General features: G+C 46.6%; 24 protein-coding genes and 1 other annotated feature. Of the genes, 20 read left to right on the top strand and 4 right to left on the bottom strand.

Annotation, left to right across the window (positions count from 1 at the left end; genetic code table 11):
* The first annotated feature begins 2 nt into the window (after positions 1–2).
* The 7 genes from aroE to ACH59B_RS16915 all read left to right on the top strand — a co-directional run bounded on the left by aroE (position 3) and on the right by ACH59B_RS16915 (position 4,449).
* A complete protein-coding gene (gene aroE, locus ACH59B_RS16945; RefSeq protein WP_016821639.1) occupies positions 3–872 on the top strand; it encodes a shikimate dehydrogenase in 870 nt (289 codons plus the stop codon).
* A gap of 67 nt (positions 873–939) precedes the next feature.
* Positions 940–1,236 (top strand): ribosome assembly RNA-binding protein YhbY, encoded by a 297-nt coding sequence (yhbY, locus tag ACH59B_RS16940; protein WP_013372202.1) that lies wholly within the window; start codon positions 940–942, stop codon positions 1,234–1,236.
* 17 nt (positions 1,237–1,253) lie between these two features.
* The gene (nadD, locus tag ACH59B_RS16935; RefSeq protein WP_025365380.1) at positions 1,254–1,844 is read left to right on the top strand and encodes a nicotinate-nucleotide adenylyltransferase; all 591 of its coding nucleotides are present in this window, start codon (positions 1,254–1,256) and stop codon (positions 1,842–1,844) included.
* A complete protein-coding gene (gene yqeK, locus ACH59B_RS16930) occupies positions 1,828–2,424 on the top strand; it encodes a bis(5'-nucleosyl)-tetraphosphatase (symmetrical) YqeK (protein ID WP_016821637.1) in 597 nt (198 codons plus the stop codon). Before nadD ends, yqeK begins: the two co-directional genes overlap by 17 nt.
* The gene (gene rsfS / locus ACH59B_RS16925) at positions 2,421–2,768 is read left to right on the top strand and encodes a ribosome silencing factor (RefSeq protein WP_013372199.1); all 348 of its coding nucleotides are present in this window, start codon (positions 2,421–2,423) and stop codon (positions 2,766–2,768) included. The genes yqeK and rsfS overlap by 4 nt, the downstream gene beginning before the upstream one ends.
* Positions 2,765–3,673: a S1 RNA-binding domain-containing protein gene (locus ACH59B_RS16920; RefSeq protein ID WP_016821635.1), complete on the top strand. Its 909-nt coding sequence runs from the start codon at positions 2,765–2,767 to the stop codon at positions 3,671–3,673. Before rsfS ends, ACH59B_RS16920 begins: the two co-directional genes overlap by 4 nt.
* 2 nt (positions 3,674–3,675) lie before the next feature.
* Positions 3,676–4,449, top strand: coding sequence for a class I SAM-dependent methyltransferase (locus tag ACH59B_RS16915; RefSeq protein ID WP_025365379.1), 774 nt, complete (start codon positions 3,676–3,678; stop codon positions 4,447–4,449).
* A 72-nt stretch (positions 4,450–4,521) separates the two neighbouring features.
* On the opposite strand, the gene ACH59B_RS16910 is transcribed toward ACH59B_RS16915, so the two are convergent.
* Positions 4,522–4,911, bottom strand: a complete 390-nt coding sequence (locus ACH59B_RS16910) for a tautomerase family protein (RefSeq protein ID WP_019688081.1) — start codon at positions 4,909–4,911, stop codon at positions 4,522–4,524.
* Between the two features lie 179 nt (positions 4,912–5,090).
* Positions 5,091–5,349 (top strand) — a binding site (T-box leader).
* Positions 5,350–5,410: 61 nt separating this feature from the next.
* Here ACH59B_RS16910 and leuS point away from each other — a divergent pair.
* Positions 5,411–7,849, top strand: coding sequence for a leucine--tRNA ligase (leuS, locus tag ACH59B_RS16905; protein WP_016821632.1), 2,439 nt, complete (start codon positions 5,411–5,413; stop codon positions 7,847–7,849).
* On the opposite strand, the gene comER is transcribed toward leuS, so the two are convergent.
* On the bottom strand, positions 7,830–8,675 hold the full coding sequence (comER, locus tag ACH59B_RS16900) for a late competence protein ComER (RefSeq protein ID WP_016821631.1): 846 nt from the start codon (positions 8,673–8,675) through the stop codon (positions 7,830–7,832). The genes leuS and comER overlap by 20 nt on opposite strands.
* Positions 8,676–8,964: 289 nt before the next feature.
* Here comER and ACH59B_RS16895 point away from each other — a divergent pair, with 289 nt between their 5' ends.
* From ACH59B_RS16895 to holA, 6 genes are all read left to right on the top strand, one after another.
* Entirely contained in the window at positions 8,965–9,621 is a 657-nt protein-coding gene (locus tag ACH59B_RS16895; RefSeq protein WP_045244372.1) for a helix-hairpin-helix domain-containing protein, read from the top strand.
* An 85-nt stretch (positions 9,622–9,706) separates the two neighbouring features.
* Complete coding sequence (locus tag ACH59B_RS16890) at positions 9,707–10,225, top strand: dCMP deaminase family protein (protein WP_016821629.1); 519 nt, start codon at positions 9,707–9,709, stop codon at positions 10,223–10,225.
* 202 nt (positions 10,226–10,427) lie between these two features.
* The gene (locus tag ACH59B_RS16885; RefSeq protein ID WP_404302184.1) at positions 10,428–13,046 is read left to right on the top strand and encodes a ComEC/Rec2 family competence protein; all 2,619 of its coding nucleotides are present in this window, start codon (positions 10,428–10,430) and stop codon (positions 13,044–13,046) included.
* Positions 13,047–13,453: 407 nt separating this feature from the next.
* Positions 13,454–14,002 (top strand): RNA polymerase sigma factor, encoded by a 549-nt coding sequence (locus ACH59B_RS16880; protein WP_013311184.1) that lies wholly within the window; start codon positions 13,454–13,456, stop codon positions 14,000–14,002.
* Positions 13,999–15,462, top strand: a complete 1,464-nt coding sequence (locus ACH59B_RS16875; RefSeq protein WP_017428181.1) for an anti-sigma factor — start codon at positions 13,999–14,001, stop codon at positions 15,460–15,462. Before ACH59B_RS16880 ends, ACH59B_RS16875 begins: the two co-directional genes overlap by 4 nt.
* 213 nt (positions 15,463–15,675) lie before the next feature.
* The gene (gene holA / locus ACH59B_RS16870; RefSeq protein WP_017428180.1) at positions 15,676–16,707 is read left to right on the top strand and encodes a DNA polymerase III subunit delta; all 1,032 of its coding nucleotides are present in this window, start codon (positions 15,676–15,678) and stop codon (positions 16,705–16,707) included.
* Between the two features lie 83 nt (positions 16,708–16,790).
* Here holA and rpsT read toward each other — a convergent pair whose 3' ends face one another.
* Complete coding sequence (gene rpsT, locus ACH59B_RS16865; RefSeq protein WP_013372187.1) at positions 16,791–17,063, bottom strand: 30S ribosomal protein S20; 273 nt, start codon at positions 17,061–17,063, stop codon at positions 16,791–16,793.
* A 198-nt stretch (positions 17,064–17,261) separates the two neighbouring features.
* On the opposite strand from rpsT, the gene gpr reads away from it, so the two are divergent.
* The 6 genes from gpr (at position 17,262) to ACH59B_RS16835 (ending at position 24,413) form a co-directional block, all read left to right on the top strand.
* The gene (gene gpr / locus ACH59B_RS16860) at positions 17,262–18,263 is read left to right on the top strand and encodes a GPR endopeptidase (RefSeq protein ID WP_031461814.1); all 1,002 of its coding nucleotides are present in this window, start codon (positions 17,262–17,264) and stop codon (positions 18,261–18,263) included.
* Between the two features lie 233 nt (positions 18,264–18,496).
* A complete protein-coding gene (locus tag ACH59B_RS16855; protein WP_019688075.1) occupies positions 18,497–19,756 on the top strand; it encodes a stage II sporulation protein P in 1,260 nt (419 codons plus the stop codon).
* Positions 19,757–19,784: 28 nt separating this feature from the next.
* Positions 19,785–20,294, top strand: coding sequence for a hypothetical protein (locus ACH59B_RS16850; RefSeq protein ID WP_016821622.1), 510 nt, complete (start codon positions 19,785–19,787; stop codon positions 20,292–20,294).
* 71 nt (positions 20,295–20,365) lie between these two features.
* The gene (gene lepA, locus ACH59B_RS16845; RefSeq protein ID WP_016821621.1) at positions 20,366–22,180 is read left to right on the top strand and encodes a translation elongation factor 4; all 1,815 of its coding nucleotides are present in this window, start codon (positions 20,366–20,368) and stop codon (positions 22,178–22,180) included.
* A 412-nt stretch (positions 22,181–22,592) separates the two neighbouring features.
* Positions 22,593–23,780 carry a radical SAM family heme chaperone HemW gene (gene hemW, locus ACH59B_RS16840; protein WP_016821619.1) on the top strand — a complete coding sequence of 396 codons (1,188 nt, stop codon included), beginning with the start codon at positions 22,593–22,595 and terminating at the stop codon, positions 23,778–23,780.
* Between the two features lie 156 nt (positions 23,781–23,936).
* Complete coding sequence (locus ACH59B_RS16835; protein ID WP_017428176.1) at positions 23,937–24,413, top strand: N-acetyltransferase; 477 nt, start codon at positions 23,937–23,939, stop codon at positions 24,411–24,413.
* 86 nt (positions 24,414–24,499) lie between these two features.
* Here ACH59B_RS16835 and ACH59B_RS16830 read toward each other — a convergent pair whose 3' ends face one another.
* Positions 24,500–24,949 (bottom strand): hypothetical protein, encoded by a 450-nt coding sequence (locus ACH59B_RS16830; protein ID WP_017428175.1) that lies wholly within the window; start codon positions 24,947–24,949, stop codon positions 24,500–24,502.
* Between the last annotated feature and the right edge of the window lie 177 nt (positions 24,950–25,126).

Here is a 25,126-nt window from a genome sequence, read left to right as displayed (position 1 = left end):
CGATGAACAGCGGGGAGTCTGGAGCGACCGAACGAGATCTTGTACTATTGGGCGTATTGGGTGATCCGATCAAGCATTCCAAATCGCCTCTTATGCATAAAATAGCTTTACAGGCAGCGGGGATTGAGGGAGATTTTGTACCTCTTCATGTCACACCGGATCAGCTGGAGGATGCTGTGAAGGGGATTCGGGCTTTGCATTTCCGCGGAGTCAATGTGACGATTCCCCATAAGGTTGAGGTTATGAAATATCTGGATGAGATTGATGAAGGGGCCCGGCTCATCGGCGCTGTCAATACGATAGTGAATGACAATGGACGGCTCAAGGGCTATAATACGGACGGAATTGGCTATGTGCGTTCCCTTAAAGAAGAGACTTCTGTTGAGTTAAAGGGTGCAAGAATTGCTGTTCTAGGAGCCGGTGGGGCTGCTCGGGGCGTGATTCATGCTTTGTTGGAGGAGCGACCTGAATCGGTCATTATTCTGAACCGAACTCGTGACAAAGCTGAACAACTGGCATTGGAGTGGACGACAGAAGCAATTCCAGTAATGGGCTATTCCAACGAGGAAGCCAAGAATGTGCTCATGACAGTGGATGTATTGATTAATACAACCTCGGTGGGAATGTCTCCTTTATCTGATGAGCTTCCACTGGAAACGAATCTGATTCCGCAGGGAATCATTGTGAGCGATTTGATCTACAACCCGCTGGAAACGAGGCTTTTACGCGAAAGTCGTGAACAGCGTGGCTGCACTGTACATGGAGGTTTAGGCATGTTTGTGTACCAAGGGGCAGTGGCTTTTGAGTATTTTACGGGAGTGGCCCCTGCAGTAGACCAAATGAGAGCGGCTGTGCTGAGAAGCCTAACGTAAGTCGGATATACATTAAAATTATGGAAATGCCGCATTGTATATGTGGCGACGAAGGGGTTAAATATACATGTTAACAGGTAAACAAAAAAGATATCTGCGCTCCATGGCGCATCATTTGGACCCAGTTTTTCAAGTAGGTAAAAACGGTACGAATGAGCATCTTATGCGTCACATCAATGATGCGATTGAAAAGCGTGAGCTGATGAAAGTACAAATTTTGAACAACTGTTTAGACGACAAACATGAAATTGCGGAAGAACTGGCAGCAGAGACGGGTTCCGAGCTTGTACAGCTTATTGGGAGCACCATTATTTTGTACAAGGAATCTCGTGATCATAAGCAAATCGAGTTGCCTAGAGGATAATACGCGGGGAGAAAATTATGAAAATCGGTATTATGGGTGGTACATTTGATCCCATTCATATTGGACATCTGCTGGCTGGAGAAGCGGCAAGAGATGCCTATGGGCTGGATCAAGTATGGTTTATGCCTTCTCATATTCCTCCGCACAAGCATCAAGCGGGGGCAAGCGGCAAGGAGCGTCTGGAGATGACGAGTGAAGCGGTGGCGGGTCATCCTGCTTTTGAAGTGCTGGATATTGAAGTGCTTCGCGGGGGGGTATCCTATACCATTGACACGATCAAGAAGCTTCAGGAGCTGCATCCTGCTGTAGATTTTTATTTTATTATTGGTGCAGATATGGTGAACTACTTGCCTCATTGGCAGGGGATTGAGGAATTGGCGCATCGGATTTGTTTTATTGGGGTGCGGCGACCGGGCTTCGAGCTTGCGCTGGATGAGTTGCCATATTATTTGCAGGACAAGGTACTGCTGGCGGATATGCCAGTGGTGGACATTTCTTCGACGGATATACGGGAGCGTGTGACAGAAGGCCGCACTATTCGTTATCTTGTGCCTGATCGTGTTCATGACTATATTACAAGGGGCGGTTTGTATGAAGTACAGCCGTGAGCAGCTAATGGAAGTCGTATCAGGCCAGATGCCTGAAAAACGCTGGAAGCACACGCTGGGTGTTATGCATACCTCTGTTGAGCTTGCGAAGCGTTATGGAGCAGACCCGGATAAGGCAGAACTGGCGGCTATTTTGCATGATGTAGCGAAATATTGGCCTGTTCAGCAGATGGAGGAAGTGATTCGTAACTATCCCGAATGTGATCAGGCGCTATTGGAGCATGACAAGCAGCTCTGGCATTCAGAGGTAGGGTACTGCGTCGCGGCAAGAGATTACGGAGTGGATGATCCGGAAATAAGGAATGCGATCCGCTGGCATACGTCAGGCCGCGTAGGTATGAGCCTGCTGGATAAAGTCGTGTGTCTGGCTGATTACATCGAACCGGGGCGGGATTTTCCCGGGGTTGAACATATTCGTAAACAGGCAAAGAAAAGTTTGGAGCAGGGCCTTATCGCTGGATTTGATTCTACGATTTCTTTGTTGCTGGAAAAGCAAAAGGTTATTTTTCCGCTGACGGTCTTGTCGCGCAATGACTTGATTCGACAGCTAAAACAGAAAAAAACGGAGGTTCATGAATGACCCTAACGAATGAGAAATTAATGCAAACGGCGGTTGAGGCCGCTAATGATAAAAAGGCAATGAATATTGTCGCACTGGATTTGCGTGGAGTATCGCTAGTCGCGGATTACTTTGTAATTTGCCATGGTAATTCGGATACACAAGTACAGGCGATTGTAACAGAAATTCGCAAACGCGCTCATGATGAAGGTGTAGCCATCAAAGGAATCGAAGGAATGGATTCCGCTCGCTGGGTTCTAATGGATTTGGGGGATGTCGTAGTGCATGTCTTCCATCGCGACGAACGCGAATATTATAACATTGAGCGACTCTGGTCGGATGCTAAGGTTGTGGAGAAGGTATGAGTTTGATCGCTGGTACTTATGTCACCATTATGGTGGATCGTGAGGTATCTCCTTTCGGCTACTTTCTTACCGTCGGTGAGCAGGATGTTCTGCTGCATTATACCGAGCTTACTCGTGAAATCGAGGTAGGTGAACGGCTGGAGGTATTTATCTTCCATGATACAGAGGACCGTTTGGCTGCAACTATGAAAAAGCCGTTCTTGTCTCTGGGGGAAATGGCCAAGCTTGAGGTGGCCGATGTGCATCCGCGGTTGGGATGCTTCCTGGAGATGGGATTGGGGCGCCAACTTTTGCTGCCGATTCGTGAGTTGCCAGAAAACCGTGATCTGCATCCTCGGGTGGGTGACTACGTGTATGCCATTATGGAACATGACAAACAAGGCAGACTGCGAGCTAAGCTGGCAGGGGAGCAGGAACTGGCTCCATTGTGTTTCCATGCTCCTAGTTCGTGGCTTAATACATGGGTGCAGGCGACGGTGTACAAGCCGCTTCAGATGGGCACATTCGTCCTGGTGGACGGGGGTGTGCTTGGTTTTGGTGCAATAGGAATGATTCATTCGTCGGAACGTAACCGCATGCTTCGCTTGGGCGAGGAGGTTAAGGTACGGGTCACGCTTGTTCGTGAAGACGGTCGGGTCAATCTGGCGATGTCGCCACGCAAGGAAGTAGGCCGTGATGAGGATGCGGATCGGTTGATTGCATTTCTGAAGGAACGTCCGGGTGGCGGTATGCCATATTCTGACGCAACGCCGCCGGATATTATCAAGCAACGGTTTGGTATCAGTAAATCCGCCTTCAAGCGTGCGATGGGCAAGCTGATGAAGGAAGGGCTGGTTACACAAAAAGAAAACTGGACCTACCTGGTGGAGAAGATGCCTAAACCGAAGGACGGGAATGGGGAATAAAGATGGCTTCTTACCGCAAGTTTGCCTATGTGTATGATGAGCTAATGCAGGACATGCCGTACCCGGACTGGTTGCGCTTTGCACGGCAGGCTTGGGATCGATACGGTATGCCACATACAGTGGCCGAGCTGGGCTGCGGAACGGGCTCAATTACGATTCCACTGGTTAACTCAGGCTTCGAGGTGGCTGGCATCGATTTGTCCTCTGACATGCTGGCAGTAGCCCGTCGCAAAATGGAAACTACTCCTCAAGGGCAGCGATTGTTTCGTGAGGGGAGCGTTCGCTGGATACAGCAGGATATGCGAGAATGGATTTTACCGGAGCCCGTGGATTCTGTCATTTCTTTTTGCGATTGCCTGAATTATTTACTTGAGGAAGAAGATATCATTTCTACTTTTCGCAGAACGTATGCTGGTCTGAAGCCTGGTGGAACCTTTCTGTTTGATGTACATCATCCCCAGACATTTTTGCGTTATGATGAAGAACAACCATTCGTACTGGATGAACGCTCTATTTCGTATATCTGGACATGCGCATTGGACACTCCCCGTTGTGAAATTGAGCATCATCTCAGTATCTTTGCGAAAGCAGAACATGAAGGACGCGATCTGTACCAGCGTTTTGAGGAAATTCATGTACAGCGTGCTTATGATCCAGCCTGGATGAAGGCAGAATTGTCCAAAGCGGGTTTTCGTGATGTGAAGGTATATGCAGATTTTGAATGGGTAGAAGCAGCAGATGACGCGGCGAGACTTTTTTATGTCGCTGTAAAATAGCTAGGATTCATTGAGCTAATATAGAAAAAGAAAGACGCTTTTCATGAAGTCATGAAGGGCGTCTTTTTGCTCTCATATATTCACTTTATAGTTCAGCTGAAGTTCATCACCCGGTACACCCCGAATGCCCCAATTCTGTTTCGGGGTTTCAAATATAGTAATTTCAAGATCCTGTGGAGAAATACCCAAAAGATCGTTAATTCTTTGAAATAACAGGTTGATGAGTTGCTTCTTAGCTTCTGTCGTTCTGCCTTCGAAGATACTGATTTCAATAATGGTGTATGCGTCGGAGCGACCATCTGCATATATAAAATCTTCATGATTCATAGGAAAAAAACGATGAAACCTCTTTTCTGGAGGATAATTGAACGCATCCACCACGGCAGAGTGAATCACCTCTGAAAGTTGCTTTTTGATCGGATTTAGCTTTTCTTTTGTCCCGAAAATTTTAATCTGTGCCATGTCTCCACTCACCTTTCTTATCTCATCTCAACTTGAACCATTGCAACTTGGAGTTATTATAAAACATTCGTATTCATGTGTCATGGACAACTAGTATGAAGATGGCGCTTCGTATCAAATGTAGTCCTTATTTGACTTTTTTCGCGGTTTTCAATATAATAGTGCCATTATTAACGGTTAAATAATCGCTGATGAGGAATAGTAGTTTTGTCTGGACATGTAGAGAGCCGGCGGGTGGTGCAAGCCGGTTGACAGTGCAAAGCGAACTCGCCTCGGAGATATGCGTCCAACGCAGGAAAGCACCTATATAGGTGTCAGTGTCCTGTTATTAATACGCATCGGATCACCTCCGTTATCAGGTGCAAAGGGAGTAGAATGCGAAGAACGCTTTCTGCTAACTAGGGTGGTACCACGGGAATATAACCTCTCGTCCCTAGCGCTGACACGCTACGGGATGCAGAGGTTTTTTTGTTGCATACCGTTTGAGGAGGAAAAGACAATGACAGACACACAGCCGAAGCACGGCTATCAACCGCAAAGTATTGAACCAAAATGGCAGAAATATTGGGATGAGAACAAAACGTTCCGCACTGGGGAAGAACCGGGTAAACCGAAGTTTTATGCTTTGGATATGTTTCCGTATCCGTCTGGAGCTGGTCTGCATGTAGGCCACCCGGAGGGATATACAGCTACAGATATTGTTTCACGTTATAAAAGAATGCGTGGCTACAACGTACTGCATCCGATGGGTTGGGACGCCTTTGGTCTGCCTGCCGAACAGCATGCGCTGGATACAGGCGAGCACCCACGCGAAATTACGGTGAAGAACGTAAATAACTTCCGCCGTCAAATCAAATCACTTGGCTTTTCATATGACTGGGATCGTGAAATCAGCACAACTGATCCTGATTATTACAAATGGACACAGTGGATTTTCATCCAGCTGTACAAGCGTGGCCTCGCTTATGTAGCTGAAGTGCCCGTGAACTGGTGCCCAGCACTGGGAACGGTACTGGCGAATGAAGAAGTAATTGATGGTAAGAGTGAACGTGGCGGCCATCCGGTTATCCGCAAACCCATGCGTCAATGGATGCTGAAAATTACGGAATACGCCGATCGTTTGCTTGACGATCTGGAGGAACTGGACTGGTCCGAAAGCATTAAGGATATGCAGCGGAACTGGATTGGTAAGTCTACCGGGGCAGAGGTTCATTTTCCAATTGAAGGCTATGACGAACAACTCACAGTATTTACAACCCGTCCAGATACATTGTTCGGTGCAAGCTACTGTGTGCTGGCCCCAGAGCAGGAATTGGTGGATATGATCACTACACCTGAGCAAAAGGACGCTGTACAACAGTATCGTGAACAAGCTGCTCGGAAAAGTGACCTGGAGCGTACGGATCTGGCCAAAGATAAAACAGGCGTATTCACAGGAGCTTATGCAGTGAACCCGGTGAACGGCGAAAAGCTGCCAATCTGGATTGCCGACTATGTACTGGCAGGCTACGGAACAGGTGCAATTATGGCAGTACCGGGCCATGATACACGTGACTGGGAATTTGCCAAGAAGTTCGGATTGAAAATCACTGAGGTCGTTCAAGGTGGAGACGTGGACAAAGAGCCATACACCGAGGATGGTCCGCATGTCAATTCAGGCCTGCTGAATGGACTTACCAATGAGGAAGCTATTCCGAAAATGATTGAATGGCTCGAAGCTGAGGGTAAGGGGCAGGGCAAAGTAACCTATCGTCTGCGTGACTGGCTGTTCAGCCGCCAACGTTATTGGGGCGAGCCGATTCCAGTAATTCATCTAGAAGATGGAACGATTAAAACAGTTCCTGAGGATCAACTGCCGCTCGTACTGCCAGAGATGGACAATATCAAGCCTTCAGGTACAGGTGAATCCCCACTGGCGAATGCGACAGATTGGGTAGAAACCGTTGATCCTGAAACAGGTATGAAAGCACGTCGCGAGACAAATACGATGCCGCAATGGGCAGGAAGCTGCTGGTACTACCTGCGCTTTATTGATCCAAAAAATGATAAAGAGCTTGTGTCCAAAGAGAAACAGCGCGAATGGATGCCTGTTGACCTGTATATTGGCGGAGCGGAACATGCGGTTCTTCACTTGCTGTATGCCCGTTTCTGGCACAAGGTGCTGTATGATATCGGCGTAGTGGAAACGAAAGAGCCTTTCTATAAGTTGGTCAACCAGGGTATGATTCTGGGCAACAATAATGAAAAAATGAGTAAATCACGCGGTAATGTCATCAATCCTGACGATATTGTAAATACGTTTGGCGCCGATACGCTGCGTATTTATGAGATGTTTATGGGGCCGCTGGAAGCGACCAAGCCATGGAATGAGAATGGGGTAGAGGGAGCGCATCGTTTTCTGTCCCGCGTATGGCGCCTGTTTGTTTCCGAGGATGGTAGCCTGAACGAAAAAATTAAAAATGACGGCGGTAGCGACGAGTTCAAACGGACCTGGCATAAAACGCTGAAAAAGGTAACCGAGGACCTGGATGCATTGCGTTTCAATACAGCGATCAGCCAGCTGATGATCTTCACCAATGATGCATACAAAGCAGACCTTCTGCCGCGTGCAGCGATGGAAAACTTCGTGCAAATGCTGTCGCCGCTTGCACCGCATCTAGCCGAGGAACTGTGGCAGCTGCTGGGACACAACGAGAGCATTACCTACGCGGCTTGGCCTGCCTATGATGAAGCATGGACGGTAGACGCTGAAGTGGAAATTGTCATTCAGATGAATGGTAAAATCGTACAGCGTGCAACGATTGCCAAAGATCTTGATGCCAAAGCGATGGAAACTTTTGCATTGTCGCTGGACAGCGTTCAGGAAGCACTGGCTGGTAAAACGGTTCGCAAGGTAATTGCTGTTCCGGGTAAGCTGGTTAATATTGTTGCCGGTTAATCGGCTTTAAGCCGAAGGAGGCATCTATCTTTTGCATGTCCTCTTCATACTTGTTGTGCGTGACCCGTATTAGCTCAGGGAAGACACTATGCAGGCTGATGTCTAACAACGCAAGAGCTTCAGCGGTTATACCTCCGGGAACCGCTACTCTTGCTTGTAACTCGGCTGGTGTCATCCCGCCTTCCGTGAGCAGCTTTCCAGTGCCGATGATCATTTCACCGGCCAATGCGCATAGTTCTGTACGGTCTATACCCGTAGCTTGAACTGCGGCTTGAATCCACTGGTCCATAAAAAAGGCCAAGAAAGCAGGGCCGCAGCTCGAAAAATCCGATGTGATCCGTGTGTGAGACTCTTTAACCCGAATTGGCCTGCTGATGTGGGACATAAGCTCTTCCAGAAGGGAGCGATCCTCCTCTGTAATCCGGTTTCCATGGATGCACAGTGAGGCTCCGCTTCCAATCTGGTGAGTGATACTCGGAATAATTTTGGACACCTTGGCTTTCAGTGCATGCTCCAAAATACGGATCTGTACTGGACTTGTGATAGAAACGACGATCTGCTCTTCTGTAATGACATTGCGTATTTCATCCGTTACGGTTTTTGATTCCAGCGGCTTCACGCAGATAAATAGGATATCGCTTTCCGCTGCCGTCTCACGGTTGCTTTGGGCTGCATGCAAACCTGGATAACGACGGGCTAGCTCGGTTACCTTGGAATACGTTCGGTTGCTTGCTAATATTTGCTGCGGTTTGAGTGCGTCCGAATGAATAAAAGATTCGATTAGCAGACTTCCCATGCTGCCAGTCCCGATAAATCCAACTTTCATTGTTCAACGTCCTCCTTTCATACTTTGCGGTATAGACGCTGTGCTGTCATTCTTCTTAGTGTATGCACTTGGTCTTGGCCGACATGACGAATTTTATGTCTGAGCACATTAGATCGTGCCTGGGGTCGTACCACCCTTGTGTATAAATACTCACAGCGATACCGTATGGAGGTGTTTACAACCTCCGGTTTAACGGGAATTGAACAGACTTGCTCTGTTTAATTGAGACGGTGTTTTCAGTCGGCTCAAAATTCTCGAAATCCATGTGGAGTAGGGGACGATACGAAAAATGAAACGCGTATGGACAGGAACGGCAATAACGCTTGCTGTAATCGGGAGTGGACTTATTTTGTTTGCTGGAGGGCAGCGAACTGAGCCACAAGAAGAGTGGAGTTTGCTTAACCATAAGGTGGAGCAGGCTTTGGCGATAGAGTCGCAGCCAATTGAGTCACAGCGCAGCAGTGAGTATGCCGAAGGAAAGCATGCTGTAAAAGAGGCTTCAGACCAAGCTGAACGCAGTGCGAATGACGAAGCTGTTGACAATGTGAAGCATAATACTAAGCAGAGTTCTACGGGTGTATCTGCTGATTTAAGTGAAAACTCTGAACACTCCATGGCGGGGAATTCAAGTACCGTAAAGCAGTCAGATGTTGCGGATTCGAGATCAGACACAGCTGTTGCCAGTTCGAATGCTGCAACGACGAGTAGGACAAATACGGTGAATGATTCGGCTACTCCATCCGTTTCCGGTGAAAAAAAGGTGAACATTAACACAGCGACTGCTGCCGAGTTAATGGAGCTGCCGGGAGTTGGGGCTAAAAAGGCCGAGGCTATTTTGAACTATCGTAATCAGCACGGGCTGTTCAAACGTGTGAACGATTTGGATCATGTAAAGGGAATCGGAGCTAAAATGTTAGCGAAAATGAAGCCGTATGTTAGCTTATAACTTATTTAAGTTTACGGTGTAGGCTTTGAGAGTGGCTGTAACGGATATGTTTTACGTTTAACTTGTTTATACGGGAGAGATGGAAATGAGTGCAGATGTACGCAAGGACTGGGACACCTATTTCATGGATATCGCTTATATGGTATCCACCCGCTCGCGCTGCTCGCGGCGTCATGTTGGAGCCGTACTTGTGCAAGGTAAGAAGCTATTGGGGACGGCCTATAATGGAGCACCATCCGGGGTGCCTGACTGTTCTGAGGCAGGCTGTATGATCTCGGAGGAATATGAGGTCGTTCACCGTGATGGACGGGAGGAAATGGTTAAGAAGCAGCGTTGTATTCGCACTATTCATGCGGAGCAGAACCTGCTGCTGTTTACTGACCGGATTGACCGTGAAGGCTCCTCAGTATATGTCACCGACCAGCCGTGCTGGACGTGTGCCAATATGCTGGCGAACAGCGGCATTGTGGAGATTGTATATCACCGACCTTATCCAAAAGATGCCGACAAGGTTCGAGCTATGATGGAGGAAAAGGGAATCGCCTTTCGCATGCTGGAGACTTATCATCCACCGCAGGAAACGCTGATGGATGTTAAGGATTAAACAATAACGAGGAAGAACCTCTGACAATGTTATTTTGTCAGGGGTTCTTTTTTTGTTTTGTGTGTTGACAGAAAGCAATGTTTGCTAATGGGAAGGTGATTGTATTCAAGCCCAACTTGTGTTTACTAGGCCTATATTAAGCCTCACTGTTTGTTGGATTATAGGAAGTGCGGGAGCGTGTCTGTATTCGGGACGTATACTTTTGGTGCTGTGGGCGGGAATTACTTTGGTTTTCCCGCTTATAGCTTTATTGATGAAAATTCCTAGCCGACATATGGTATTGCTATGGATTGCATTGAGTGGTGGTGGATTTCATTGGTTTTGGCATGATACGCATAACGTGAGCAGTATTCCTGGTGCACTTCATGTATCTTCTTCTGTCATAGAAGACATGCCTGTTCAAGCAGCAGGGTTTATTGCTTCAGAAGTTGAGATTGATGGTGATCGTGCGCAGTTTGAGATGAGAGTTACTTCAATTCATCACTTTGCTAGTCCTTCCAATAAGGATGAACATCGGGGGTCTATTTCTGAACAGGTCATTGTTCATATCAAGTTGGCTGCGAAGCAGGAACAGCAACTTGCGGCAGCATGGCAGCGTGGGGATGCAATCCTGCTGCGTGGCAGCTTAAAGGCACCAGCAAAAGCGGGGAACTTTGGTAGCTTTGATTACAGTGAGTACCTGCACACGCAGGAAATTCACTGGCTTATCAAGGGGGCTGGAGCCGCCTCGTTACAGAGGCAGAAGGCTTCACTGTGGAACCGCTACACATTATTGAGATGGAATGATCAGCTTAGAGAGCAGTTAGGTCAGAAAATGGAATCTGCTTTTACATCACTTCTTCACGCAGGATATATGAAAGGTCTGATACTTGGGGTTACAGATGAGCTGGACCCAGCAACGTATAATGAATTTACGCAGCTTGGTTTAACGCATATTTTGGCGATATCAGGTATGCATGTGGCGGTATATGCGGCCACATTATTATATTTACTCAAGCTGTTACGAGTTAGCCGTGAAACCTCCCTTACGATTGTGATGGTACTGATTCCGGCTTATGTGCTGCTGACAGGTGCTTCTCCCTCTGTTGTAAGAGCAGGGATTATGGCGATGATCGGCTTGTTTGCAGCTCGGCGAGGGTTGCTCAAAGACGGACTTAATATTTTAAGTGTATCTGCGTTGCTTATGCTGCTATGGAATCCATACTACCTGCTTAGCGTCAGCTTTCAGCTTTCCTTTTTGGTGACAGGTGGGTTGCTCATATATATGCCGCTTATGAAGCCGTTTTTCGCCAAATGGCCCCTCCTGATCGGTGGTGAAGTTGCGATCACAATTACGGCACAGCTTGTTTCGTTTCCAATGACGGTGTTCTACTTTAATCAATTTTCGATATTATCATTTGCGGCTAATTTTTTACTTGTCCCCCTAATTACATATATCGTGCTTCCACTAGGTACGGTGGCAATGGGAATGGCCTTTTTATGGGGGGAGGGGGCTCGCATCCTTGCGTGGCCAGCGGAGCAATTAAACGATCTAACCTTTTCGCTTGTGAAATGGATGAATGTGGATGATGCTTATGTGAGTATTTGGCCGTCTTCTTCTATTCTGTGGGTTCTGGCATATTACGCAGCTTTGTACAGCGTTCTGTACTGGCTCAAAACATGGTTGATATCTCGAAGGCAAACAGGCGACATCTCCGATGTGAAATCTAATCCCATAGCTTCACCTGTGCATACAGGACTAGCGGCTTCTGCCGAGTGGGCGGCTATTTTGCAAACGGATCATGAACCGAAGGGTGCAGGGAAATTTGCGCATCGACAGTGGGATGGATATCGTCATGTGGCACTGGCTTTAAGTGGTATTGTCTGGCTTGGCATACTATGTATAGGGTACCAATCTCCTAGTGAAAGAAACACGGGAGTTGTTCAATATCTGGATGTGGGCCAAGGTGATAGCATTTTAATTACAACGCCGGGAGGAAAACATATTTTGGTAGATGGCGGGGGTACGATGGACTTTGCAACAGGGAAAAATGCTTGGCGCAAGCGTACAGATCCCTACGAGGTTGGCGCGGATACGATTGTCCCTTTGCTAAAGCAACGTGGGGTGCATCGGCTGGACGCTGTCATTTTAACGCATGGAGACCATGATCATGCCGGAGGACTACAGGCTATATTTGACCAGATTCCCGTAACCACCTTGTTTTTTAATGGTACCCTAACAGACAAAGCTCCATTTCGAAAGTTGTTAAACACGGCTTTGAACAAGCAGATCAAGCTGTACGGTGCACATCATAGCATGGAGTGGGAACCAGACCGGGATACGACAATTCGCTTTCTCTATCCGTTTAAGCTGGAGGAGAACGAATCTGGGCAGTTGCCTGTTATGAAGGAACAGAATCATTATTCCGTTGCCATGATTTTAGAGATGGAGGGGGTCTCGTTTTTATTCACAGGAGATATGGATGATGCCGCAGAGTCGCTGTTGATTTCTGAATTAACCCATTCTTCATCCCATGTGAAAGCTCAGGGAGCAATAGGAGCTGCAAGGAAAGCTGTAGACGTTATGAAAGTGGCACATCACGGAAGTAAGTATTCCACCTCGGAAGAGTGGTTGTCCTATTGGCAGCCGAAAGTATCCGTCATTTCAGTTGGTGCAAGCAACACTTATGGACATCCGAATCAAGCAGTATTGGAACGTTTGGCGGAGGTTGATTCTGCCATATATCGAACAGATACAATGGGAGAGGTGCAGATTCGTGCGCAGCAAGGTAAGCTGAGTGTTCGGTATCAACGCAGACGTGAACAGACGAATTCAAAATGATTTTGTTAAAATCATCTTCAACTACAAAAAAGCAGGCTTGTAACAGCCAAGAACCTGCCTGCCGTTAAATCAGATAAGGTATATCAATTCTTAATCGACGATTTTTATTTTCAAGATCCGATTGCTCTATCTTATCGATTACAACTCATATCTGATTTTCTGATTTCTAAGAAGTGACAAAATGTTTCATGCAGTTTAATAGGTCTAGTATTTAGATGTATGTAGGGGCTGAGGGAAGGTGACTACCTTCCCTTTTTCTGTTATTCTAAGGGAGGATACAATGGGGATTCTGGGCATTTTGTTATAATTTTTTTTATTAAAAAAATAAAATTAGCGTCAGACGTCTATCCTGCAACAATTTGCAAAAGGGATACGTCTGTAATATTGCAGGGAGAGGGGGATCCTTTGTGGTAGAGCAGGGACTCATCCGAGCCGCTCAATCGGGCGATCGCGACGCTCTCATTACCCTATTAAGAGAGATAGAACAGCATGTGTACCGTACGGCATATTACATTCTAAATAATGAGCAGGACGCCATGGATGCTTCACAAGAAGCCCTCATACGAATATATTCCAAAATTAACTCTTATGAGGAAAAAGCACAGTTTAAAACCTGGGTCCAGCGCATTGTAACGAACATATGCATCGACAAATTCAGAAGAACAAAGCCTTCGGTTTCCATTGACGAGCATGACATGATATTTAACGACCCCCAAAACGTGGAGGTTGAGGTGTTAACCTCTTACATGGCACAGGATGTTCGTGAGGCTATACAACAGCTCCCGGAACACCACCGGACGGTAATTGTCCTGAGATATTTGCAGGATTTCTCTTATAACGAGATTGCCGATTCTCTGGATTTGCCGCTAAATACGGTCAAGTCATACTTGTATCGTGCAAGACAGCAATTGCAAGGGCTACTTCAGGAATATCAGAAAGGTGGTGTATCAGGATGAAGTGTGGAGAAGAGGTGATGGATTGGATGCAGCGTTATGTGGATCATGAACTGGGCGAAGAAGAGACGTCCCAATTAATGAACCATATTGCGACTTGCCCGGACTGTGCGGAAAAATTCCATATTCTTCAGACACTCTCTCGCGAGCTGGAGGAATTGCCTGCGGTTTCCCCGGCGTTCAGCCTGGTGGATTCCATCATGCCTCAGCTTGATGCCATTGACCGCGCACGTGAAGAGCAGGGAAGCGCGCTTCAGGAAATGCAGCCTGTAGCTGCTGATCCAGAGTCTGGAGCAGGGCCTAGACAACGTACTCAGCCTATACCTTGGTGGAACAGGGTGGGAGGGCGTGCTGCCATGGGCGTGGCTGCCGCTGCCGTTGTACTGGGGATTGTAGTATTCAACTTTGAGCCTAAAACAGTGCAGGATGCGGAAGGTATACTTACATCCCAGTCACCCGAGGTGACAAGCCAGCAGACTCAGACGGAAATTCCAGGTACGACCAATGGGAGTGGAGGACGTGATGCAGCCATTGGAGCGGAATCGACCAAGCAGCCATCTGAACAGGGACAAGGTGCTGATTCCTCTCTGACACCTGCAGATAAGGAACCTGACCTGGGCAACCAGGGAACAGACAGTTCAGATAGCGAAAAGAATCCTTCCAAACAGGATGCTGGGAAGGTCGATGACCAGCAAGCTGGCGAGGAACCTTCAACAAAGTCTGCACCGACTAAGCATTCATCCCATCAGGATGAAAAGCAGGGACAGCCGAACGTCGATCGTCAGGCGACAAAGGATGACTCGCCTGCAGATGCTCCTACATCCGATGACAAACAGCTAAGACAGAAAAAATCTGATCAACCCACGATTGCTCCTGATGAACAGCTGGATCCGAAAATGGAAAAGGCACCTTTAGCGGGTACGAGTACCGCTCAGGAGGATAATAGCGATGATACAAGTACAAATGATGCATCTTCGTCGCTTAGCCAGGAATTAAAGGTACAGAGTCGAATTGCCTCAAATGAAACGTCGAAAGATGCGACATCCAAAAGTGTCACCAAGGATGCGGGGAACTCTTTAGGGGCGGATAGCAGCAATGCCGATTCTAATGATCAGCAATCATCGGTGTCACAAGACCCGGTTCGTAGAGAAGGCTTTGTATCTAATTCGCTGGTCTCTCCGGACAGTAATAATGCTTCCACCTATGGTGCCCAGTCGGCCTCTACAGATCAGTTCAACTCGCCTGATGGTAGCTATGCGGTGGCTATTGAGGGCAAAAAGCTGAAAGTGTATAAGCTTTCCGATAACGGTGTAGACCGAACAACACTGGAAGTCCGTACCCTGAAGGGTGCTTGGGTCAAAGGAAGCTGGTCAGATGACAGCCAGACCTTTATGTATGAGACAGAGCAGGATGGGACTGCAAGTAAATATACGTACACCGTTCCGCGTGGCACTGGAAAATAGTTTTCGTAAGTGGCACACTTTTTAGAAACAGAGAATAAACTATATGAACCGACGTCGTATCCCGACGGCCGAAAGTTTCTAGAGCTTTCTGCTGCCGTGTTGATATAGATGGTGGTGAAGGGATTCTGCCTAAAGGTGGGGTCCCTTTGTTTGTGTCATGACTTGCCTTCCGGTCGGATGTCAGGTACGATCAGTGGGTGGGGGGAACGGAAAATGGATGTAAAAACAGCCTCTAAGGCTATTCGTAAAGGTGATATTTCGCCAGTGTATCTGTTATATGGCAATGAAAAATATCAAATGAAGCAGTTTGTTGAGATGCTAAAAGAGAAGGTGGTCGAGGAGGAGCATCGTGACTTCGCCATTAGTTCTTATGATTTAACCGAGACGCCAATTGAGGTGGTTGTAGAGGACGCAGAAACAGCGCCTTTTCTGGTGCCAAAGAAGCTAATTATTGTACGGGATACCAGTGTATTTGCAGCAGGCAAAGATAACGGCAAAATAGAGCACCGTCTTGAGACGCTGTTGACTTACATGGATAACCCGACTGACTATAGCGTCATCGTTTTTACGGTTCAGGCTGAAAAGTTGGATGAACGGAAAAAGATCGTCAAGAAACTGAAAAGTGATGCCTCAGTTATTGCTTTCGCCCCTATGGGTGGAGATGATCTTGTGGCTTGGGTCCATAAGCGTGCAGCAGAAAGAGAAGTGCAGTTGGCAGCAGGAGCGGCTGAGAGACTCATTCAATACACGGGTGTCGGGCTTCAATCCTTGGCAGCCGAGATAGATAAGCTGTGCTTGTACGCAGGAGCGCAGGGAACGATCTCATCCGCTGACATTGAATCCCTTGTGCCTCGTAATACAGAGCAGAACGTATTTGCGATGGTCGAGGATCTGGCTAATTTGCGGCTGGATAAGGCGCTCAGTATTTTTTATGAATTGCTTAAGCAAAAAGAAGAACCCATCAAGATAGCAGCTTTGATCACACGGCAGTTTCGTATTATGTTGCAGGTCAAAGAGCTGGCAGGTCAAAGCTATTCTCAGCAACAAATTGCGAGTCAGCTCAGCTTGCATCCTTATGGGGTGAAAGTTGCAGGGGATCAAGCACGACGCTTCCGTTCTGAGCAGCTACGCCAGCTTCTCTATGAACTGGGCGAACTGGACTATCATATGAAGACAGGTGTCGTTGACAAGGTGCTGGGACTGGAACTGTTTTTAATGAAAATGGGGGCAGGCGCTTCAATCTAATCTCATAAAGTTATAAACTAAAAAATCCTGATCAGCCAAGGCTGGTCAGGATTTTTTCATTAACGTATAAAAGTAGCTCGTGCTTACGCTTGAGCTGTAAGAGCGTTAAGTTTTTTCGCCAAGCGAGATTTCTTGCGAGCCGCTGCATTTTTGTGGATCAGACCTTTAGTTACAGCCTTGTCCAGCTTTTGGGAAGCCACTTTGAAAGCAGCAGCAGCAGCTTCAGCTTCGTTACCTACCAACGCTGTATCGGCAGCTTTAACTGCTGTACGAAGCGCGGATTTTTGGGAAGCGTTCAACGCACGGCGTTTGTCGCTAGTTTTAACGCGTTTGATAGCGGATTTGATGTTTGGCATTACATTCACCTCCTGTAAAGGCATTACTTATGAACACAAACGTTTCACAACTTAAAATATTTTAGCATGCCACACCCCAAATTGCAATAAGAAAACATTCTAAGACGATGCAAATTACAGGATGAAAATGGATGTGCATAAACCTGTTGGGTGTCTCGCACACTATAGCCAGAGATGGTATATAAGGAGGTTTAACAGATGGATCTGGATTTGCAGAAGTATGCGGTACGCACGGATTTGGCATTAGAGGCAAGAGAGCTGGCAGAACGGAATCAGACTGTCCCGCTGACGGGTATAAATGAGAATGTGGAGGAAGATAACGGGATTAAAATTACGCGGCTGGATGTATTAAATGAGGAAGGAGCCAACCGTATTGGGCGGGTACAAGGGCATTACGTTACGCTCGAAGTACCTGGCTTGCGTGAAGGCGACACTGGACTCCAACAACGGGTAGCCATTGCCTTTGCAAAAGAAATGGAGCATTTTATACAAAAAATAGGGATCTCTAAGGTGGCAAGGGTGCTGGTGGTAGGGCTGGGGAATTGGAACGTTACTCCTGATTCGCTGGGTCCGCTTGTCGTTGAAAATTTAATGGTCACCCGTCAATATTTTGAACTGACACCTGATCAGATCAACCCTGGATATCGGGATGTGAGTGCGATTGCGCCGGGTGTTCTTGGTATCACGGGAATCGAATCCAGTGAGATCGTTCAAGGTATTGTGGACCGCACAAAACCAGAGCTGATTATTGCTATTGATGCTTTGGCGTCACGTTCACTGGAGCGTGTCAATACGACCATCCAGGTGGCGGATATCGGAATACATCCGGGTTCAGGTATTGGCAACAAGCGCCGCGGTATCACCAAGGATATTATGGGGGTTCCGTGTATTGCTATCGGCGTTCCAACGGTATGCTATGCTTCGACCATCGTCAATAATGTAATCGAACTGATGAAAACGCATTTTACCAAAGAAAAGGCTTCTACCAAAGTAATTCTGGGAATGTTGGATGATATTTCAGAACCTGAGAGACTCGGGCTGGTGAGAGAGGTACTTCAACCGCTGGGGCATGATTTGATTGTGACTCCAAAAGAGATCGATGAATTTATTGAAGATATCGCGAATATCATTGCGACCGGTTTGAACGCAGCTCTACATGAAGCTGTTGATCCCGACAATGTCGCCGCTTATACGCATTAATGAAAGGCTAGCAAAACCATCTTTCTAAGACACGGCACAAAAATCTCTATTTAACAGGTAGCCTATCTCTTTCAAAAAGGGATGGGCTTGTCCTGTAGATAGAGATTTTTGTGTTCTAGTAATTGTTCTCCGTTCATAGAGTTGAAGTATAAGAGATTTCCGAAACAGATAGGAACCCTGTGTTCTGAATGTAATAAGCGGGTTTCGACGGGACGAAGGAGGACAAGGCTCACATGAAAAAAATTCAGACCTGGAACGTCGGAAGATGGAGAAGAAAAGGTATCGAAATTTTGGCAATGGGACATACGCTTGTGCTGCTCATCATGGGCTCGGCGCTTTTATTTGTCGTTTTGGGACTAGGAGGGCTGGCAGAAAATCGTTTGCAAACTTCTCCTGTTTCTTCGATGAAAGGATTGGCAGGCTCGGTGTCCAGCGGTTTTTTCGCGGATATGCTAGGTATGGAGGTACCTCATTTGGCACAAAAGAAACAGCATTCTTCGTTGTCGGGTGAACAATGGTCGCCATTTGTTTTTCAGATGCTTACAGGTATTAATCCGCAAGATCCCAAAAGTCTCATTTCTCGTGAAATTCCTGGCATGGCTGCTGGAGCGCCTGTCTTGCTGCGCAAGGGTTCGGGGAACATCAAGGTAGAGGGTCCTACGGATTATCAGCCTGATCAGGGAACGACAGATACCCCTGGGAGCTCAAACGCAGCTGAGAACCCGCCGTCTACTACGCCGGATATTCCGACAACACCGGAAACAGACCCTGCACGTGAGGATGATCCAGGTGATTCCGCCAAAGGGGAGAAGCGTATATTAATCTACCATTCTCATCCCAGAGAAGCATATAACCCATTACTGAGCAAAACCAGTTCCAACCCCAATTCAGGCTCTAAGTCAGCTAATGTATCAAGGGTAGGAGACTTTGTAAAGAAGAGACTGGAAAAGCAAGGGATATCTACACTGCATGTAAACAAGGATTATGCCACCACAGTTCAAAATTACAATTGGAACTACTCCTATAAATATTCACGCACAACAGTCAAGGAGGCTTTGGCTCAAAATAAAGGTTTAACTTATCTGCTCGATATTCATCGTGATTCCCAACGTCATGGAAAAACAACAGCCACGATTAATGGACTTTCTTATGCCAAAGTGTATTTTATTATCGGACATGACAACAAAAATTGGCGCAAAAATGAAGCTTTTGCTGCTCGCATTCATGAAAAGCTGGAAAAATCATATCACGGCGTATCGCGCGGTGTATGGGGAAAAGATGGCGGCAAAGGAAACAATGGTGAATACAATCAAAGCTTGTCTTCTCATAGCATTTTGATCGAAATCGGAGGGATTGACAACACCGAGGAGGAGTTAAAACGAACTTCTGACGTTTTGGCGGACATGATCAGTGAAGTGTATTGGGAGGATCAGAAAGCACAGAAGGCGGGTACCAACGTATCTGACACCAAAAAGAACAACAGCGGTAATTAAATAAGGCAGCAGTTAGGGGGGGGATATAATGACCGGACATTTTCGTAAAAAAGCGCTTGGATTTGTGCTTCTGATCGGAGCAGGCGTATTACTTGGCATGCAGCTGGCAGGCTCTGGCCTGCGCTCAGTCTATGGCCCGGAATGGGACGAGAATCCAGTTTCATCGGTGAATCAACAGAAAGTTGATTATGAGCAGACGGTGATTGAAGATACCCCGGCAGCTAATGCCCGAGCGTATAATCGTACGTATAATACAAGTGGAAAGGTCGAGTTTGAGCCACAAACGGACACGAATGAAGGAAAAACAAACGAACGAAGTGAGGAGCAGACCGCACGCTGGACACATGAATGGGATACGAAGACTGCTCAGAATGACAATATTCGGCAGGGCCTAGAGACGCCTCGTGAGCTGCTAGCCGTAAAGGCGCAGCAGGCTTCGGTGGATACCATGGCCGATAAAACGGCTGGGCTGCTTCAAAACCTGTCAAGACAAGGTATTCGCTGGGTTGTATCTGTATTTGACGGGGTAACAGAATAGAAATATTGCTGCCCCCCCTTACAACTGCTATAATAAGCTGATTGATACTAGGCATTGTGTGGGGGTAAGGCATGACTGACATTTTGGCAAGACAACGTAAAATTCGGAACTTTAGTATCATTGCACATATAGACCATGGTAAATCCACGCTGGCTGACCGGATCTTGGAGTACACCGGTGCACTCACTTCCCGCGAAATGCAGGAGCAAGTGCTTGACCAGATGGAACTGGAGCGGGAGCGCGGGATTACAATTAAGCTCCAGGCAGTGCGACTCACCTATAAGGCCGATGACGGCGAAGAGTACATTTTGAATTTGATTGATACACCGGGACACGTCGATTTTACCTATGAGGTATCTCGTAGTTTGGCAGCCTGCGAAGGCGCTTTGCTGGTCGTAGACGCAGCGCAGGGGATTGAGGCGCAGACATTGGCTAACGTTTATTTGGCGCTCGACAACAATCTGGAGATTTTGCCAGTGCTTAACAAGATTGATTTGCCAAGTGCTGATCCTGAACGGGTAAAGCAGGAAATCGAGGATGTTATCGGTTTGGACACGAGTGAAACTGTACATGCTTCAGCCAAAGCTGGAATCGGTATCAAGGAAATATTGGAACAGGTGGTCAGAAGTGTGCCTGCTCCGCAAGGAAATCCGGATAATCCGCTTAAGGCGCTTATTTTCGATTCGCATTATGATCCTTATAAAGGCGTAATCGTATATGTACGTGTTGTGGACGGCAGTATCCGTGCGGGTTCGAAAATTAAAATGATGGCGACTGACAAAACGTTTGAGGTTATCGAGGTTGGAGCTTTCATGCCACGTATGACGATCGTGGATGAGCTAAATATCGGTGATGTTGGTTTTATCGTGGCCGGAATCAAGCATGTGGGCGACACTCGTGTCGGGGATACGGTAACGGATGCCAAAAATCCAACACCAGAACCGATGCCAGGCTATCGGAAAATTAATCCGATGGTGTATTGCGGTCTGTATCCGATTGAAACATCGGAATACAACGATCTGCGTGAGGCGCTTGAAAAGCTGCAGCTGAACGATGCTTCGCTCAGCTTTGAACCGGAAACATCCAGTGCGCTGGGCTTCGGTTTCCGTTGCGGTTTCCTTGGTCTGCTGCATATGGACGTTATTCAGGAACGTATTGAACGTGAATTCAATATTCCGTTGATTACAACGGCACCAAGCGTAATTTACCGTGTACAATTGACTAATGGGGAAACGATCGAAATCGATAACCCGTCCAACTACCCAGAAGTAGGGCGTATTGAACATGTACAAGAGCCATATGTTAAGGCGGGCATCATCGTGCCAAATGATTATGTAGGTACAGTTATGGAGCTTTGTCAGAACAAGCGTGGTGAGTACGTGAACATGGAGTACCTAGATACAACACGGGTAACAATTACGTACCAGATTCCTTTGTCTGAAATCGTATATGATTTCTTTGATCAGCTTAAATCCAGCACCAAAGGCTATGCTTCCTTTGACTATGAGATTTCAGGCTATCGCCAATCTAATCTGGTGAAGATGGATATTCTGTTGAATGGTGAGCAGGTCGATGCGCTGTCGTTCATCGTGCATAGAGATCGAGCTTACCACCGCGGACGTATCATTTGTGAGAAGCTGCGCGAGTTGATCCCGCGGCAAATGTTCGAGGTGCCAATCCAGGCATCTGTAGGAACAAAGGTTGTTGCGCGTGAAACCGTTAAGGCTATGCGTAAAAACGTCTTGGCCAAATGTTATGGCGGCGATATTTCTCGTAAACGGAAGCTGCTTGAGAAGCAAAAAGAGGGCAAGAAGCGTATGAAGCAGGTCGGTAACGTAGAAGTACCACAGGAAGCATTTATGGCGGTACTGAAGATAGATGAGTAAAGCAGTTTGAAGTATTCGTCCATTCTTTCATGGGGCATTTGCCATGCATGGAGAATGGACGTTCTTTATTTGAGCAAGCTATTCAGGACAGAGAGCTCGTTCAAGTTATAATCAGCGTAACAAAGCATAGTATCATTAAAACTTTAGAGTAATTCTTAAAGCAGTGTCTCTTTTACTGCAACACCTACACCACAAAAATGGGCCGACTCGTGGTGGGCAGCAGCGGAGGGGGCCATTTGAATCTGGAGAAGCGTAGCGTTCGCCTTTACTCCCCAATTTTATCCCTAAGAGTGCTTATATAATGGAAAATTGCGGAGTAACAGCGATCAGAAGATCAAATGGAACACGAAGCGGTTGGTCTCGACCTCGGCTCATTTTCTCACTAAACCCTGAATCGACAAGGAGGATCGGTATGACCGCATCCATACAAAAACATGAATATTCATCCGCGCCTCAAGCGGTTTATCTGCATATACCTTTTTGCACGAATAAATGCTTTTACTGTGACTTTAACTCTTATGTGCTCAAGGATCAGCCTGTTATGGAATATCTGTATGCCTTGGAACGGGAGATGGAACATACGGTCAAACTTCACCCGCCAGGACAGATAAAAACCATTTTTGTCGGGGGCGGAACACCAACAACCCTCAATCCGAAGGAAATGGAATATTTCCTGAAGAGCGTTCGTACCTATTTTCCAAATTGGGCGGAAGATATTGAGTTTTCCATGGAAGCCAATCCAGGCACAACTGATTTTGAAAAACTTTCTGTGATGAAAGAAGGCGGCGTCAATCGACTCAGCTTTGGTGTGCAGGCTTTCCAGAATGAGCTGCTTACAGGCATAGGTCGTATTCATAGTACAGATGACGTCTATCGTAGTTTGGAAAACGCACGTAAGGCCGGCTTGGACAATCTGTCGATTGACCTGATGTTCGGTTTGCCGAACCAAACGGTGGACATGCTGGATGAAAGCGTCAGTAGAGCCCTAGAGTTGGGACTTCCTCATTACTCTATCTACAGTTTGAAGGTTGAAGAGAATACGCTCTTCCACACGTTGTACCAGAAAAATCAGCTGCCGCTTCCACATGAAGATGACGAGCTGGAAATGTATTTGCTCCTCATGCGTCGCATGAAAGAAGCGGGTTATGAACAGTATGAAATTAGCAATTTCGCAAAACCAGGTTTGGGAAGTAAGCACAATATGACTTATTGGCGTAATGAGGATTATTACGGTCTTGGCGCTGGGGCACATGGTTATGTTGGCAGAGAGCGTCATATGAACATTAAGGGCATTAACCCTTATGTGGAGGCTACTCGGAATGGTTTACCGCGTTTGGACAGTTTTGAGGTGCCGACGGCGGAAGCCATGGAGGATTTCCTCATGGTCGGTTTGAGAATGCTGGAAGGTGTGTCTAAATCCCGTTTTGAAGCTCAATTTGGTCAGACATTGGAAGACACGTTTACAGTTCCTCTCAGAAAAATGCTGAATGCGGGATTAATTGAATCAATCGAGGATGGGTATCGTTTGAGCGAACGCGGTATTTTATTCGGAAATGACGTATTTGCAGAGTTCATCGGTTCTATCACGGTAAATTCATAAGTTGCAGGTTTCAATACAATACATTTTGACATCGTAAGCTGGGCTATCATTTTATTACACCATTCTGCCACAGCAGGGTAAATGGAGTATTGCGATTCTATGCGTTATGTTGTATATTTATTCATTATATGCGGCAAGCGGCAGGAGGAGAGCAAGATGGCTTCAGTGTGTAAAGATGTATTGTGCAGAAGTGCGGTTCCTGAGGATGTGGAGCCTTTATATCAAATGATTAGTGGCTATGCAGAGCGGGGGATTATGCTGCCACGTTCAAGGGAAGTGCTTACGCGCCAACTGGAGCTGTTTATTGTTGCAGAGGTGGACGGCCAAGTCGTTGGCTGTGGTTCTTTATGCAAATTGGGGGCTGATTTGGTAGAGATTCGCTCCCTTGGCATCTCTGAGGGGCATAAAGGAATGGGGATAGGCTCCAAGCTTGTGGAAGGCCTTATTATAGAAGCACGGCGGCAACGTATTCCTAAAATTATGGCACTGACCTACGAGGTATCCTTTTTTATAAAAAACGGTTTTGATGTAGTTAGCAAAGAGATTTTCCCCGAGAAGGTATGGACCGACTGCATTCACTGCAGTAAGCAAAACAATTGTGATGAAATCGCAGTGTTGAAAGTACTGAACTGACCTGTCAATAATGAGGTCAGTTCAGTGTTTTTTTATCAGGACGTAGCCGTGTGTATGTGTTACGGCTTACATTATTGTGCCCCTGTTTATTTCTCAAATGTTTGGAGTAACCACCAAATGAATTGATGATGAGGCTCCAGTTCCGAAGGTATATCATTCAAGCTTCTTATGGGATGGTCCTTATGGTAATCCGTATCATTATAAAAGTATGTAGTGCCATCTAACGGAACCTGACGTTTGTATTTATACAAGGCGACAACATATTTTTCAGACTCTCCGGTTCGGCTTGGACGATATGTGTATCCTTCCCAGTCGGCTGGTGTTACATCATCATAATGCAGTATAGCTGCCACACTATATTTGATTTGCTTGGGAATGCTTGGACTGAATTCTTGTGGGTAAAATAAAATGGTATTCCACATGCTTAACAGAATGGTAGGGACCAAAATTAAGGCACACCATAGGGGTCTTAATTTACGAATTAAGTGGATCACCGAAATGATAAGGGCAGCGTTCAGAATAAAAACTAGTGGCAAAGCAAGTATTCTTCCTAGTCCTGTGTACGGAAACAATTCGATTAAAATGTAAAACATACAAATTGTAGTTAAAAGAGCGATTAATGCGTATAAAAGGTTGCGGCGCTTGCTTCTCAGATCCCATTCCTCCTTAAAGGCAATAAAGTTATACAGTTTGTAGACACAGTCTCAAATTTT

This window comes from Paenibacillus sp. DP01, from assembly GCF_044784315.1.
Taxonomy (GTDB): domain Bacteria; phylum Bacillota; class Bacilli; order Paenibacillales; family Paenibacillaceae; genus Paenibacillus; species Paenibacillus polymyxa.
Note: the sequence above shows the minus strand (reverse complement) of the source record. Positions and strands in the feature narration are given on the sequence as shown.